At 68.8% G+C, this 13411-nt stretch carries 13 protein-coding genes and 1 pseudogene; 8 read left to right on the top strand and 6 right to left on the bottom strand.

From position 1 onward, the window contains the following. The first annotated feature begins 61 nt into the window (after positions 1 to 61). Positions 62 to 691 carry a non-oxidative hydroxyarylic acid decarboxylases subunit B gene (locus AC3EUV_RS37310; protein ID WP_435604825.1) on the top strand — a complete coding sequence of 210 codons (630 nt, stop codon included), beginning with the start codon at positions 62 to 64 and terminating at the stop codon, positions 689 to 691. Positions 692 to 744: 53 nt separating this feature from the next. Here the strand turns inward: AC3EUV_RS37310 and AC3EUV_RS37305 are convergent, their stop codons facing one another. Beyond that, complete coding sequence (locus tag AC3EUV_RS37305; protein ID WP_435604824.1) at positions 745 to 2142, bottom strand: carboxypeptidase regulatory-like domain-containing protein; 1398 nt, start codon at positions 2140 to 2142, stop codon at positions 745 to 747. 147 nt (positions 2143 to 2289) lie between these two features. On the opposite strand from AC3EUV_RS37305, the gene AC3EUV_RS37300 reads away from it, so the two are divergent. After that, positions 2290 to 2895, top strand: coding sequence for a TetR/AcrR family transcriptional regulator (locus AC3EUV_RS37300; RefSeq protein ID WP_432145931.1), 606 nt, complete (start codon positions 2290 to 2292; stop codon positions 2893 to 2895). 121 nt (positions 2896 to 3016) lie between these two features. Here AC3EUV_RS37300 and AC3EUV_RS37295 read toward each other — a convergent pair whose 3' ends face one another. After that, a complete protein-coding gene (locus AC3EUV_RS37295; RefSeq protein ID WP_432145932.1) occupies positions 3017 to 3487 on the bottom strand; it encodes a MarR family winged helix-turn-helix transcriptional regulator in 471 nt (156 codons plus the stop codon). An 82-nt stretch (positions 3488 to 3569) separates the two neighbouring features. On the opposite strand from AC3EUV_RS37295, the pseudogene AC3EUV_RS37290 reads away from it, so the two are divergent. The 4 genes and pseudogenes from AC3EUV_RS37290 (at position 3570) to AC3EUV_RS37275 (ending at position 6490) form a co-directional block, all read left to right on the top strand. Next, positions 3570 to 4195 (top strand): annotated as a pseudogene (locus tag AC3EUV_RS37290) (non-oxidative hydroxyarylic acid decarboxylases subunit B). Then, positions 4146 to 5636, top strand: coding sequence for a non-oxidative hydroxyarylic acid decarboxylases subunit C (locus AC3EUV_RS37285; protein ID WP_435604823.1), 1491 nt, complete (start codon positions 4146 to 4148; stop codon positions 5634 to 5636). The pseudogene AC3EUV_RS37290 and the gene AC3EUV_RS37285 overlap by 50 nt, the downstream one beginning before the upstream one ends. Before the next feature lie 31 nt (positions 5637 to 5667). Continuing rightward, positions 5668 to 5883 (top strand): non-oxidative hydroxyarylic acid decarboxylases subunit D, encoded by a 216-nt coding sequence (locus AC3EUV_RS37280; RefSeq protein WP_435604822.1) that lies wholly within the window; start codon positions 5668 to 5670, stop codon positions 5881 to 5883. A gap of 172 nt (positions 5884 to 6055) precedes the next feature. Then, complete coding sequence (locus AC3EUV_RS37275; RefSeq protein ID WP_432145936.1) at positions 6056 to 6490, top strand: MarR family winged helix-turn-helix transcriptional regulator; 435 nt, start codon at positions 6056 to 6058, stop codon at positions 6488 to 6490. Between the two features lie 128 nt (positions 6491 to 6618). Here AC3EUV_RS37275 and AC3EUV_RS37270 read toward each other — a convergent pair whose 3' ends face one another. After that, positions 6619 to 7251, bottom strand: a complete 633-nt coding sequence (locus tag AC3EUV_RS37270; RefSeq protein ID WP_432145937.1) for an ATP-binding protein — start codon at positions 7249 to 7251, stop codon at positions 6619 to 6621. A gap of 60 nt (positions 7252 to 7311) precedes the next feature. Then, complete coding sequence (locus AC3EUV_RS37265; RefSeq protein ID WP_435604821.1) at positions 7312 to 7593, bottom strand: hypothetical protein; 282 nt, start codon at positions 7591 to 7593, stop codon at positions 7312 to 7314. 607 nt (positions 7594 to 8200) lie between these two features. Here AC3EUV_RS37265 and AC3EUV_RS37260 point away from each other — a divergent pair. Continuing rightward, entirely contained in the window at positions 8201 to 9808 is a 1608-nt protein-coding gene (locus tag AC3EUV_RS37260) for a GAF domain-containing sensor histidine kinase (protein WP_432145939.1), read from the top strand. Between the two features lie 44 nt (positions 9809 to 9852). Next, positions 9853 to 10491 (top strand): response regulator, encoded by a 639-nt coding sequence (locus tag AC3EUV_RS37255; protein ID WP_432000518.1) that lies wholly within the window; start codon positions 9853 to 9855, stop codon positions 10489 to 10491. Positions 10492 to 10559: 68 nt separating this feature from the next. Here the strand turns inward: AC3EUV_RS37255 and AC3EUV_RS37250 are convergent, their stop codons facing one another. Continuing rightward, the gene (locus AC3EUV_RS37250) at positions 10560 to 12185 is read right to left on the bottom strand and encodes an AMP-binding protein (protein ID WP_435604820.1); all 1626 of its coding nucleotides are present in this window, start codon (positions 12183 to 12185) and stop codon (positions 10560 to 10562) included. A gap of 2 nt (positions 12186 to 12187) precedes the next feature. Further along, positions 12188 to 13072, bottom strand: a complete 885-nt coding sequence (locus tag AC3EUV_RS37245) for an amidohydrolase family protein (RefSeq protein WP_432145941.1) — start codon at positions 13070 to 13072, stop codon at positions 12188 to 12190. Between the last annotated feature and the right edge of the window lie 339 nt (positions 13073 to 13411).

The following is a 13411-nucleotide window of genomic DNA, read 5'->3' as shown; positions in this document are numbered from 1 at the left end:
GTGCCTCGTCGAATCGGCGCGACACACGGCATTCAGGAAAGTTCGAGCGAAAGGTATGTACATGCGGTTCGTCGTCGGGATGACGGGCGCCACGGGCGCGATTCTGGGCATCCGACTGCTGGAGGAGCTACGCCGGCAGCCGGACGTGGAGACACACCTGGTCATGAGTCGCTGGGCGCGGGCGACCATTGAGCTGGAGACCTCGTGGACGGCGCGGCAGGTCGCGAAACTGGCGGATGTGGTGCACGGTCCCGAGGATCAGGCGGCCGCTGTCTCCAGCGGCTCGTTCCGCACCGACGGCATGGTGATTCTGCCGTGCAGTGCCAAGACACTCGCTGCGATCCGGGCCGGTTACGGAAGTGACCTCGTGTCACGGGCGGCAGATGTCACTCTCAAGGAACGGCGTCCCCTGGTGCTCGGCGTGCGGGAGACCCCGCTGTCGGCCATTCACCTGGAGAACATGCTGGCCCTCTCCAGGATGGGAGTGACGATCCTGCCGCCCATGCCGGCCTTCTACAACAAGCCCGCATCGATGGACGACATCGTGGATCACATAGTCGCCCGCGTCATGGACCAGTTCGGCCTCGACAGCCAACGCGCGGTGCGCTGGCAGGGGCCTTCCACCGCGCGCGGCGATGACGTCCCGCGCCACCCAGCCCGGACGCGGCCCCTGCCTGAACCACAGCTGTGATGCCCTGGCCCCCGGCATCCGGTCAGTGCCACATGACGCCACGTCAGCTGACGTCAACGGGCCAACCGGGCTTCCACCAGAGGTGCGGCCAGCTGGAAGTCCTGGGTCACGGTGCTGGATGCGTCAATCAGAACCCTCCGCACCGATGGCAAGTGCTCAGGCATGCTGGCCAGGACGAGTACGTAACCCTCGGGCAAGCCGGTCGCTGCGTACTCACCGTTGGCGTCCGTTCGAGCGCGGAGCAGCTCGCGACCATGACCGGCGGTCACCGTGAGCACGGCACCGGCCACCGGGAAGCCGGAGTCATCGACGACGCGGCCGACGAGGAGCGGCTCCTGCTCTCCGAAATGGTGATGATGCGGAGTCAGTCCGGTTGGCGCCGGCAACTCCATTGAGGGGTCGTCCACCGGAGCGGGCTGCTGGATCGGTGCTTCGTTCCCTGCTTCCTGCGCGCGTAGTGTCCGGCGCTGTTTCACCCAGCCCAGCAGGATGAGCGCCAAACCGCCAACGGCCCACCCGGTCAGCGCCAGTGTGGGCCGGGCGAGCTTGGTGTTACCCAGGTAGGCAACCGAGCGCAGGGCATCGACCGCATTGCCCAGCGGCAAGATCGGATGCAGGAATCGGAAGAATCCCGGAACCATGGCCACCGGCACCGTCCCTCCGCTGGAGGGCATGCCGAGCAGCATGAAGAGCGTCGCTGCCACCCCGGGGAAGAAGCGCCCGAAGAACGGCACCAGTCCGTAGGCAGTGAGTGACACCGCCTGGGTGAGAAGGAAGAGGTAGAGCAGGAGCAGCGGGTGCTCCGGCAGTGCATGCAGCCAGTAGACGCTGGACACGTAGGACAGGCCCGCGATCAGTACGCCGCAGCCCAGAAAGGTGAGGCATTGCCGACGCCGGTTGAAGCCCACCGCCCGTTGCATGCCGACCACCACGAAGTAGCAGGGCAGCGTGCAGGCCAGCGCCGCGTAGGTGGCAGTGGTTCCCGAGGCGTCTCCCGGCAGGGTCGCCGCCAGTTCGTGAACATGTAGTGCCTTGCCTGCGTGACGGGCGGCCCCGGTGAACGCGTTCTGCAGGACGGACTCCAGTGCTACTCCATCAGCCTTGGCCCCGTACAGCTGGAACGCCTTTCCCTGCGGCTCCAGCGCGGCCACCGCGTCCTGGTGGGTCACCGCGGACACGGCGTCCCGCACTGTACTGACCGGCTCGAGGTCGAACGCTCCGGGCGTCACCCCGTCGAGGCCTTCCTGCAACTGCGCGGTCGACTGCCGCGACGCGGCCACCGCCACCTTGATGTGGTGCGGGATGGGCTGGTGGAAGGCGACCAGGTAGCTGAAGAGCAGTCCGGCCAGGAAGAGCGCGGGCAGCCAGAGGTTCTCTGCGAGCGTCCGGGCGGTGGGTGCCAGGGACAATCGCCGCCGTGAGATGGCGGGGGATCGGTGTGCGTGTGCCATGTCTTGGCGTCTTCCTCGGAGGGTTCGGCAGAGCGCTTACGAATTCTTGCGTTCTTGCACCTATGCAAGATTACAGTAATGTAATGATCCCTCGGCGATATCCTTCGGAGGGGTATGCGAGGTGTACGACGCGAGAAGAGACGGCTCATGGACCTGCGGCACACGTCCCCCGGACTCCGGGAGCGCAAGAAGCTGGAGACCCGAGCGGCCCTGCGCAGGGCCGCCATTGAGTTGTCCCTTGAGCACGGTCCCTCGGCCGTGACGGTCAATGAGATCTGCGCGGCCGCCAACGTTTCCCCCCGCACGTTCTTCAACTACTTCGAGAGCAAGGAGGAGGCGCTCTTCGCCTGGGATCAGCAGCTCACCGCAGAGTTGGTGGGACGGCTCTCCCGGCAGCCAAGCACCGTTCCCGCGCTCGCCGCGCTACGCCTGGCCATGCTCGAAACCCTGCCCAGCTTCGGCGCGGACGCCAACTGGGCCGCGCGTACCGAGCTGCTCGCGGCCCATCCCGAGCTGCACATCAAGCTCGCCGACTGCATCCGCCGCATCGAGCAGTCGCTCAGCAAGGAATTGGCCCGACGCCTCGGGGTGCCGGTCGACAGCATCTTCCCTCAACTGCTCTCGGGGGCCGCGATGACAGCCCTGCGCGCGGCCCTCCTGGCCTGGACGCCCGGCTCCGATCGCGAGACCCTCCAGGCTCTGGTTGCCGAGGCCTTCGACCTTCTTGCCGCCGGGCTGCCGAATCCGCGTTAAGCGCCCGATCGGCGCTGCCGAACGCGCGGTTGAGGGTGGCGGATTCGGGTGCTCGCGGGCGTTTCACCCTCCGAGCCGTGGCTGGTGTGGACGTCTGTCCCGCCTGGGCTCAGCTGCGTGTTCACGGCGTGGTGGTGAGTTTGGTCAGCAGTTGTTGAAGCTGCTCGCGCTCCTGTGGTGTGAGGCGGGCCAGCAGGAGGGTGTCCACTTCGCCGGCCACGGGGAAGACGTTGCGGATCTCTTGGTCGCCTTCGTCGGTGAGGTGGACAAGGCGGCGGCGCCGGTCGTCGGGGTCGACGGCGCGGGTGATCAGGCCGCGCTGTTCCAGGCGTAGGAGGACGGCGGCGAGGGTGGCCTTGTCGATGCCGGCCGCGGTGGCCACGGCGGACTGCTCGATGCCGGGTTGTTCGCCGACGGCGCTCAGCGCCGCGTACTGAGGCTTGGTCAGGTGCGGGAACCGGGTCTGCCAGTGGGCGTTGTGCTCCTGCAGTGCCCGCCTCATCAGGTGGAACGACTTGTGGCGCATCTCGGGAACCGGCTGCCCGGCGGTGCCCTGGTCGCGGGCGCTGGACGGTCCTTGCTGCCTCTGCATGCCCCCATGTTAGTGTGCAAACGAATCGTTCGTGCACATTCGATTTGTGGACGAACGAGTTCCCTGCTGCTGGGAGGCGGTCATGCGGTTGATTGTCGGAATGACCGGAGCGACCGGCGCCCCGTTCGGGGTGCGCCTGCTGGAGGTCCTGCGTGAGCTGGACGGGGTGGAGACGCACCTCGTGCTCAGCCGGTGGGCTCGCGCCACGATCGAGCTGGAGACTCCGTACACGGCCCGCGAGGTGACCAAGCTGGCCGACGTGACCTACGGGGCGGCGGATCAGGCCGCGGCGATCTCGTCGGGCTCCTTTCGTACCGACGGGATGATCGTCGTCCCGTGCAGCATGAAGACCCTCGCCGGTATCCGGGCCGGCTACGCCGAGGGTCTGGTGGGGCGGGCCGCCGACGTGGTGCTCAAGGAGCGCAGGAAGCTCGTCGTGGTGCCGAGGGAGACCCCGCTCAGCGAGATCCATCTGGAGAACATGCTCGCCCTCTCCCGCATGGGCGCGGTGATGGTGCCGCCCATGCCCGCCTTCTACAACCACCCCGCCACTCTTGACGATGTCGTCGACCACATCGTCGCCCGCGTCCTGGATCAGTTCGGCCTGTCCGCCCCGGGGCCCGTCGCTGGAGCGGCTTGGCCGACGCCCGGCGGACCGATGGTGCACAGCTCGCCGACCAGCCTCGCGGAACTCACTGGACCGATTGAGAGGAAGAGACCCATGCCGTATGACGATCTGCGTTCCTACCTGGCGGAGTTGGACCGCCATGGCCAGCTGTTGCGCATCACCGAGGAGGTGGCTGCGGAGCCGGACCTGGCCGCTGCCGCCAACGCCGCGCCGCGCCTGGGGGACAACGCTCCCGCGCTGTTCTTCGACAACGTCACCGGGTTCACCGATGCCAAGGTCGCGTTGAACGTGCACGGCTCGTGGCCCAACCACGCCCTCGCTCTGGGCCTGCCGCCGGCCACGGGCGCGAAGGAGCAGGTCGAGGAGTTCAGCCGCCGCTGGCGGGAGAGCTTCCCCGTCGAACCGGAGCGCCGCAGCGACCCGCTGTGGGCGCAGGAGTCACTCGACGGGGGCGAGGTCGACCTGTTCAAGGTGCTGCCCCTGTTCCGACTCAACGACGGCGATGGCGGTTTCTACCTCGACAAGGCTGCCGTCGTCACCCGCGACCCGGAGGATCCGGAGAACTTCGACAAGCAGAACGTCGGCGTCTACCGCATGCAGGTCAAGGGCCGCAACCGGCTCAACCTGCTGCCGGTCCCCGTGCACGATGTCGCCATCCACCTGCGCAAGGCCGAGGAACGCGGCGAGGATCTGCCGATCGCCATCGCGCTGGGCAACGAACCGGTGATCTCCATCGTCGCCTCCACGCCGCTCGGCTACGACACGTCCGAGTACCACCTGGCCGGCGCGCTGCGCGGCGCGCCCGCCCCCATCGCCACCGCCCCGCTGACCGGGCTGGATGTCCCCTGGGGCAGTGAAGTCGTCCTGGAAGGCGTCGTCGAAGCGCACACCCGTGAGGCCGAGGGCCCGTTCGGGGAGTTCACCGGCCACTACTCCGGTGGCCGGAGCATGCCCGTGGTGCGCATTGACAAGATCTCCTACCGCCGCAGCCCGATCTTCGAAAGCCTCTACCTCGGGATGCCCAGGACCGAGATCGACTACATGGTCGCCGCCAGCACGTGCGCACCGATCTACCAGCAGCTCAAGGCGGAATTCCCCGAAGTCCAAGCGGTCAACGCCACCTACACCCACGGACTGCTCGCCATCATCTCCACCAAGAAGCGCTTGGGCGGCTTCGCCAAGGTCATCGGCACCCGGGCCATGAGTACCCCCCACGGCCTGGGCTACTGCAAGATCGTCATCGTCGTCGACGAAGACGTCGACCCCTTCGACCTCCCCCAGGTGATGTGGGCGCTGTCCACCAAGGTCAACCCGGCGGGCGACCTGGTCACGCTGCCGAACTTCCCCGTGGTGGGGCTCGACCCGGGCTCCGATCCGGCCGGCATCACCCACAAGCTCGTCATCGACGCCACCACTCCAGTCGCACCCGACGACCGCGGCCGCTACGGCCAGCCCGTCACCGACCTGCCCGAGATGGCCGAGTGGGCGGCGAAGCTGCACGCCCTGCGCGCCGCGGTCTGATCCCCGTACCCCCTGTATCTGGAGGCTCACCATGACCTGCCCCCGCTGTGCAGCCGCCCGCACCGAGCAGCTGGCCACTTCACCGGTCCCTGGCGCCTGGGACGTACTACAGTGCCGGACCTGCTTGTACACCTGGCGCACCACCGAACCGGTCCGCCGCACCAGCCGCGACGCCTACCCGGAGGAGTTCCGCATGACCCGGTCCGACTCCACTCCCGGCGACGCCCTGGCCCGCACCACCCGGTGACGCCCGGCCGCCCCGGCATCGGTCGGGGCGGCACCGGTCGGGGCGGCACCCCCGTTGGCCTGGGGAGGTTTGTCCTGTCCCTGGCGGCCTGTGCCAAGATTCGCCTGGAGCCTCACCGCGTGGCCCCGCTGGCTACCCGCCGGTGCTGCAACGATTCGGAGACACCGCGGCCATGCCCGAGCAGTCCCTCGCCGACACTCCGATGCACTTGTTGCGTCGCGCGCTGCAACAGCTCACTGCGGTCTGGCAAGCAGAGGTTCCCGACCTCACGGCCCCCCAGTACGCCGTCCTCACCGTTCTCGTCGACTCACCCGGCAGCACCCAGGTGGAGCTCTGCAGGGCCACCGCGATCGACCGGTCCACCATGGCCACCATGCTCGACAGACTCGCCTCCCGTGGTTGGGTCACTCGCGAGGTCGACCCCGCCCACCGCCGCCGGCACCAGGTCCGGCTGACTTCCGAAGGCCATGACCTGCTGCGTCGTGTCGCCCCCGCGGCCGCCCGCGTCAACAGCTGGCCGGTCGAGCGGCTCGGCGCTCAGCGACTGGAGGAGCTCCTGCCGCTGCTGCGGGAGCTTGCCGGGGTGGAGGAGGAACGCGGCGACTGAGAGTCGCCCGACAGGCGGTCCCTCGGTCCGCGCGGGCGTTCGCCGACATGACCAACAACCCCTGGGACCCAGCCTGTTCGGCGGATGCAGCTGCGGTGGGCGGCCGCCGTGGACGTCCCGCTCACCCGTCATCGGGATACGCCCCCAGGGACGCCTTGAAGGGGCTGCTCAGTCCAGATGGTCTTTCCGCGAGGGCCGTAGCGGCAGCCCCAGCGGGTGGTCAGCTGGGCGACGAGGAACAAGCCGCGGCCTCCTTCGTCGGTGGACCGGGCCCGGCACAGCCGGGGCTGGGTGTTGCTGCCGTCGGATACTTCACAGACCAGGATGCGGTCGCGGGTGAGGCGCAACCGCACAGGGCCGACCGCGTAGCGGATGGCGTTGGTGACAAGCTCGCTGACGACCAGTTCGGTGGTGAACGCCAGGTCCTCCAGGCCCCAGGCGCCGAGCTGCCTGGACGTGACGGAGCGAGCCGCTGGAACGATCTTGGGGTCACGAGGAAATTCCCAAGTCGCCGTGTTTTCGTCGAGCACGGTACGGGTGCGAGCCAGCAGCAGCGTGACGTCATCTCCGGGAACGGGGTCCGAGAGCTGTTTGACAAGACGGTCGGCCTCTTCCGGCAGGTTGCACTCTGGTCGGCACGCATGGGTGAGTGCGGACTTGAGCCGCTCCATGCCGGTGCCGATGTCGCCGTGCGGCTGCCCGACCATTCCGTCGGTGTACAGGGCGAGGGTGCTGGTGGGCTCCACTTCGATCTCGGTCACCGGGAACGGCATGCCGCCGACACCGAGCGGGGGGCCGGGTCCAGTTCGACATCGAACCAGTCACCGCCGACGCCGGCCGTGCTCCTGGCAGGCCGGTAGATGCCGGCCTTGCAGGAGATGCCCTCCGATCCCGGCCAGCTCGGGTGCTTCGGCACCGGTGAAGGCGGCTTCGACCAGGTACACCGAGGCGAACTCGCCCAGCGAGGGGACCAGCAGATCTGCGAGATCCTGCGCGGTTCGGTGGGTATCCAGCGATGTGCCGATCCGGTCCGCCGCCCGGTGCAGCAGTTCCAGACGGCGTTGTGAACGCCGCTGCTCGGAGACGTCGTTGAGGACCACCACCAGCCCGATGATGCGTCCGTCCCTCCAGCACCTCTCCCAGGCGATGCGCCATCGCCGGCGCGTCCTGAGGCTTGAAGAACTCGGGGAGGAGGCTGCCCGGTGCCACACCTTGCCCACCGAACGTTCCGGGCCCGACGTTGGACCGAAGCACCCGCAGATCGCTGTCGGTGATCACGAGCCCCATGTCCTGCCGGGCCAGGAGCGCCCGGCTGACTGCGAGGAAATGCGGCAACAAGGCGCTGTCGCTGAACGCATCCGCCTGACCACTCATGGTGCTCCTCGGACTGCCCGAACCCGTGATCCAGCTTAGTCCCGTATCTCCACAGCCCACCTGTACAGGCCCACTTGTGGCCGCTTCGGGCTGCTTGCGGAGGGTCGCCGGGGAACGGCATGACGGACGCCGTCGACGGTGCGGAAGGTGGTCGCCGTCCTGGTGCTGTCGCCCTCGGCGGTCCCTCGCCGTGTGCCTACGACAGATGACGTAGACGGAATGTGCCGGGAGTCCGATGATGGCGGTGTGCGGCTGGGCGCATGCTGGCCCGACAGCCGCAGTGTGGAAGGTCCGGGAGGAGGGATGGTGTCCAGCCGAGATCGCGGAGCAAACGTCGTGGAGTCACATGACGGGGAAGCCGGGGCGCTCGGCCCGCCGGTTGCGTGGGCGATGCTGGCTGAGCATGTTCCCGACGGCATCGCCGTGATCGACTCCGATGGGTTGTTCGTCCAGGTGAATGCGGCGGGGGCCGCGTTGTGCGCACGCCCCGCGGATGACCTGGCCGGGACGCCCGCACCGTTCGAGCTTGCGCAGTGCTTCTCGGCCGACACCCTGAAGCTTCTTGATGATGGCGCAACCGAGCAGGTCTGCGTATGGACCCCGGTCGCCGGGCAGCGCCGCGAGTTCGCCTATCGGACCCGACCGCTGCCGGGTGATCCGTCGATGACCGTGGTGGCCTTTCGCGACGTCAGTGCCGAGCGGCAGCGGCAGCGCCGGGTGGCCGCCATCGCGCGCTCGTCCGTGAAGCTGGCGTCGGAGGGCTCGATCACGGCGACTCTCGACGCCCTCGCCGGAGAGGTGCTACAGGCCGACGCCCTGGCCGGGGTGCAGATTCTGACGCTGGACGAGTCGGGCCAGGGATTGCAGATCATGGGCTCGGCCGGGTTCCGCCGCTGGCCGGACTTCTTTCACCGGCTCATGGAGTGCCGCGAGCGCGGTGCCGTCCTGGCGATGATCGACGCCTTGGAGCAGGGCGAGCCGGTCGTGGTGCCCGACCGCTGGGCATCCATCCGGCAGGACCCGTCGTGGGAACCGTTGCACGAGTACCTCGGCGAGCTGGAGTGGGACTGGTTCGTCAGCGTGCCCTTGATCATCCGCGGCCGCTCCGCCGGCGTCCTCAACGCGTTCTTCGAGCCGGGACAGGTCGTCGGTCGCCCCACCATGGAGTTCCTGCAGGCCATGGCCGAACAGGCCGCCGTTGCGGTCGACTACGTCTCGTTGCTCCGGAACGAGCGTGAGCTCGTGCGTCGGGAGGAGCGGCAGCGGCTGGCCCGGGACCTGCACGACTCGATCGTGCAGCAGGTGTTCTCCATCGGGATGCAGGCCAAGTCGTTGGGCGTGCTGGGAGCGCGTGGCGAGAGCGTCCCGGCCGCGGGTGTGCGGCGCATCGCCGAAGAGGTCGGAGTGTTGTCCAAGACCGTCCTGGCGGACCTTCGTGCCATGGTGCACGAACTCCGGCCGGCGGCCTCGACCCAGCTGGGGCTCGAGGAGGCCGTCCGGGCCCTTGCCGAGAGCACCAGGAACCGCACCGGTCTGCGGTTCAGCGTCATTGCCGGGTCCGGGCTGGACCGCATCGCCCCGGAGATGGCCGAGGACGTGTACCGGATCGTCGCTGAGGCCATCCACAACGTCGTCAAGCATGCTGAGGCGGAGAGCGTCACCATCTGCCTGAGGGTGCGAGAGCACGCGCTCGCCGTGACCGTGGCCGATGACGGCACGGGCGTCCGCGCGACCGGTGCCGAAGGTCAGGGCCCGGCATGTGGATACGGCCTGGTCAGCATGGGGGAGAGGGCGGAGCGATGGGGTGGCACGGTGCGGGTCCGACCACGCTCGGCCGGGGGCACCTCGGTGCGGGCCGTGGTCCCGCTGCCCGATCTCGTGCCACACACCGCACTCTCGGAGCCCGTCAGGCCCGATGAACCGAGGGAGGACCCGACACCGTGAACGCTCCGGCAGTACCGACGCCGACCCATGCAGAGGTCCGGGTCATGATCGTTGATGACCACGCCGTGGTCCGCCGCGGTATCCGCGCCTACCTTGAGGTTCTCGACGACCTGGAAGTGGCGGCCGAAGCCGGCAACGGTCTGGAGGCCCTCGATCTGCTGGAGGCCATGGCCGCTTACGGCGAGCTCCCGGACGTCGTCCTGATCGACCTGCTGATGCCCAAAATGGACGGGGTCGCGGCATCGGCGCGCATCACCCAGCTGTACCCCGGCGTGAAGGTCGTGGTCCTGACCAGCTTCGGCGAGATGGAGCGGGTGCACGCCGCGTTGGCCAACGGCGCCTCGGGCTACCTGCTCAAGGACGCCGAACCCGGCGAGGTCGTCGCCGCGATCCGCGCGGCAGCGGTGGGGGATGTGTTCCTCGACCCCGCGGTGGCCCGTCAGCTCACCCAGGAGATCGTGTCGCCGCCGACCGGCATCGGTGCTCTGACCGGTCGGGAACGCGACGTCCTGATCCTCGTTGCCCAGGGGTGCTCCAACCAGGAGATCGCGGACGAACTCGTGATCAGCGAGCGCACCGCCCGGACGCACGTCAGCAACGTGCTGCGAAAGCTCCAGCTCACGTCCCGCACCCAAGCCGCTCTCGTCGCGGTGCGACAGGGCCTCGTGCCGCCACAGAGCTGAACCGGGTCGGCCGGAAGCCGAACCGGGTCGGCCGGCTCGTCGCACCGGAACTTCGCGTGCGGGTGGGACTATTGCTTGTCCGCGCTGACCGTCGCCCTGGCCCAGGCCATCTCCAACTTGCCGGTCGGGGTCCTGGCCAGCCTGTCGACGAGCACGATCGTGCGCGGAACCTTGTATCCGGCGAGGGACCGGCGAACCCAGTCCTGGAGATCCGACTCGACGAGTGAGCGGGGCGAGGACGTGGCGACGACTGCGGCGACCCGCTCGCCCCAGACGTCGTCAGGGGCACCGATGACGACACAGTCGGTGACGTCCGGATGCGTGAGGAGGACGTTTTCGACCTCCTGCGGGTGGACCTTCTCGCCGCCGGTGTTGATGACACCCGAGCCGCGGCCGAGGAAGCGGATCGATCCGTCCGCCTCCAGCTGTGCGAGGTCGCCGGGGATGGCATGGCGGACGCCGTCGACGGTGCGGAAGGTGGTCGCCGTCTTGGCGCTGTCCTTGTAGTAACCGAGCGGCATCGGGCCGCTGTAGGCGAGCATTCCCGTCTCGTCGCTCCCAGGTTCGAGGATGCGCTCGTCCTGGGTGATGACCTTGGTCGCCGGGGTGGGGAAGAAGCGGGCCGGGAGGTCTTCCACGGACCGGGTCACCGCGAAGGCGAACGGACCGCCCTCACTGGAGGCGATCGCATCGGTGATGGTGAGGTCCGCCCGTTCGTGCAGGGCCTGCTTGAGGCGGTCGCTGAGAGCGGTACCCGAGCTCAGGACGGCGCGGAGGGAGGAAAGGTCGTGGGGCGAGCCGGCGTTCTCCGCCCGTATCAGCTCGTCGACGAGCGGCTGACAGACCGCGTTGCCGGCCACGATGATCGTGCCCGCGCGCTGCGCCGCCGCGGTCTCCCAGACGTGATGTGGAACGAGGCGGCCGGGGCGCACGGTAATGGCCCGGCCGCCGACCAGCAGGGCGCCGAGCGTGTTGAACAGGCCGGTGCCGTGCATCAGTGGCACGACCGGCATGACCGCCGGCGCCATGCGGTCCTCGTGGGCTTTGACCGCAACGTCGACTGCCTCCTCCAGCGAGCCAGGCAGCCCGGCCAGGCCGAGCGGGCGGAAGATCGGCACGGTGAGGCTGTGCAGCAGGTCGGCCTGCCGCCAGATGACGCCCTTGGGCTTGCCGGTCGTGCCGCCGGTGTACATGAAGAGCTGATCCGAGCCGGGCCGGGGTCGGTGCGGGCGTGGACCGGTGGAGGCGAGCAGGTCGTCGAGGTCGCGTGCCGTGGGCCCGGCCGGCCACCCGGGGGAGTTGCCGACCTGTACGAGCAGGCGCAGCGACGACACATGGGCCGCGGCGTGGCTGACGTTGGCCGCCAGTTCCCCGCTGAAGACCAGGGCGGCGGCGTCGGCGTCGTCGAGCAGGGAGGAGAGTTCCTCCTCGGTGTAGCGGTAGTTCGCGTTGACCGGGATCGCGCCGATCTTGAAGGCGGCGAACACCGTCTCCAGGTAGGGCGCACCGTTGTACAGGTAGCAGGCAACGGTGTCGCCGGGTCCGACACCCGCGGCCTCGAGCGCCGCTGCCAGGCGGGACGCGCGGTCATCGAACTCGGCGTAGGTGAAGTCGCGGCCCGGTTCGGAGATCGCGACCGCGTGCGGGAGGCGGGTGGCCACGGCTTCCCAGACGGTGCCGAAGGAGACGTCCATGATCAGTCCTCCGCAACCTTCGCCGAGTCGTCCAGGCCGAAGAGGCGCACTGCGTTCTCCTTGAGGATGAGGGGGCGCACCTCGTCCTTGATGTCGAGCTTGGCGAAGTCGGCGAGCCAGCGGTCAGGAGAGAGCGCGGGAAAGTCCGACCCGAAGAGGACTTTTTCCTTCAGGAGCGAGTTCGCCTGCGCGACCAGCTGTGGCGGGAAGTACTTGGGGGACCAGCCGGAGAGGTCGATGTACACCTGAGGCTTGTGGCCCGCGACCGCCAGCGCCTCGTCCTGCCAGGGGACCGAGGGGTGGGCGATGATGATCGGCATGTCGGGGAAGTCGACCGCGACGTCATCGAGGTGCATCGGGTTGGAGTACTTGAGCCGGATGCCGCCCCCGCCCGGCCGGCCGGCCCCGACTCCGGTCTGCCCGCTGTGGAACAGGGCCGGCAGGCCCGCCTCGGCGATCACCTCGTACAGCGGGTAGGCCGCCGGGTCGTTGGGGAAGAAGCCCTGGTCGCTCGGGTGGAACTTGAACCCACGGACCCCGTGCTCGTTGATCAGGCGGCGTGCGGTCCGCACGGCGGCCGCGCCGCGGCCCGGGTCGACGCTGGCGAACGGGATCAGGGTGTCCGGGTGCGCGGCGGCGTGCTCGGCTATCTCCTCGTTGGTGACCCGGGGCTCCTGACCGGTCCGGGTGACGGAGTCGACGGTGAAGACGATCGCCGCCATGGACCGCTCGCGGTAGTACTCGGCGAGCTCGGGAACCGTCAGCTCGGGAATCGGGCCGAAGACCCCGGCGAGGGCGTCGGAACCGGTTCCGGAACGCTCTTTTTCGGTGACGGATGCGAGGACGTGGGTGTGCACGTCGATCGCGGTCAGCCGGCTGACGTCCATGCGGGCTCCTCGGTGAGTCGGCGTCCGGCACGGGGGCGGAAGGCGGCCGTGCACGCTCGGAGCCTCACGGTAAGGACCTCGGAGGGGACCTACCACCGTGGAATGACCGATCGGTGCCTGTGTCCCTCGTCCCTGTGGGGCTGGGACGGATGACGTAGCCGGATCTCGCCGTAGGGCCTGTCTTCAAAGTCCCGTCGTTCGCCCGTAGGGCGGGCCTCGCGGTGTCTGGTGCGTGCGATCGCAAGGCGGAGGGTCGTCCCGGTACTGGGTGTACCGGGATGATCCCGACAACGCGGCGAGCGTGCGTGCCAGGCGCCGCGAGGCAGGCGGGACTTTGAA

It is taken from the genome of Streptomyces sp. bgisy130, assembly GCF_057708345.1.
This window is presented reverse-complemented; position numbering and strand designations above follow the sequence as displayed.

Excerpts from the sequence above, each read along its gene's own strand:
- AC3EUV_RS37245 (WP_432145941.1), bottom strand. The coding sequence starts at position 13,072 with ATGGACGTCAGCCGGCTGACCGCGATCGACGTGCACACCCACGTCCTC.
- AC3EUV_RS37300 (WP_432145931.1), top strand. The coding sequence starts at position 2,290 with ATGGACCTGCGGCACACGTCCCCCGGACTCCGGGAGCGCAAGAAGCTG.
- AC3EUV_RS37255 (WP_432000518.1), top strand. The coding sequence starts at position 9,853 with ATGATCGTTGATGACCACGCCGTGGTCCGCCGCGGTATCCGCGCCTAC.
- AC3EUV_RS37310 (WP_435604825.1), top strand. The coding sequence starts at position 62 with ATGCGGTTCGTCGTCGGGATGACGGGCGCCACGGGCGCGATTCTGGGC.
- AC3EUV_RS37275 (WP_432145936.1), top strand. The coding sequence starts at position 6,056 with ATGCCCGAGCAGTCCCTCGCCGACACTCCGATGCACTTGTTGCGTCGC.
- AC3EUV_RS37285 (WP_435604823.1), top strand. The coding sequence starts at position 4,146 with ATGGTGCACAGCTCGCCGACCAGCCTCGCGGAACTCACTGGACCGATT.
- AC3EUV_RS37305 (WP_435604824.1), bottom strand. The coding sequence starts at position 2,142 with ATGGCACACGCACACCGATCCCCCGCCATCTCACGGCGGCGATTGTCC.
- AC3EUV_RS37295 (WP_432145932.1), bottom strand. The coding sequence starts at position 3,487 with ATGCAGAGGCAGCAAGGACCGTCCAGCGCCCGCGACCAGGGCACCGCC.
- AC3EUV_RS37280 (WP_435604822.1), top strand. The coding sequence starts at position 5,668 with ATGACCTGCCCCCGCTGTGCAGCCGCCCGCACCGAGCAGCTGGCCACT.
- AC3EUV_RS37250 (WP_435604820.1), bottom strand. The coding sequence starts at position 12,185 with ATGGACGTCTCCTTCGGCACCGTCTGGGAAGCCGTGGCCACCCGCCTC.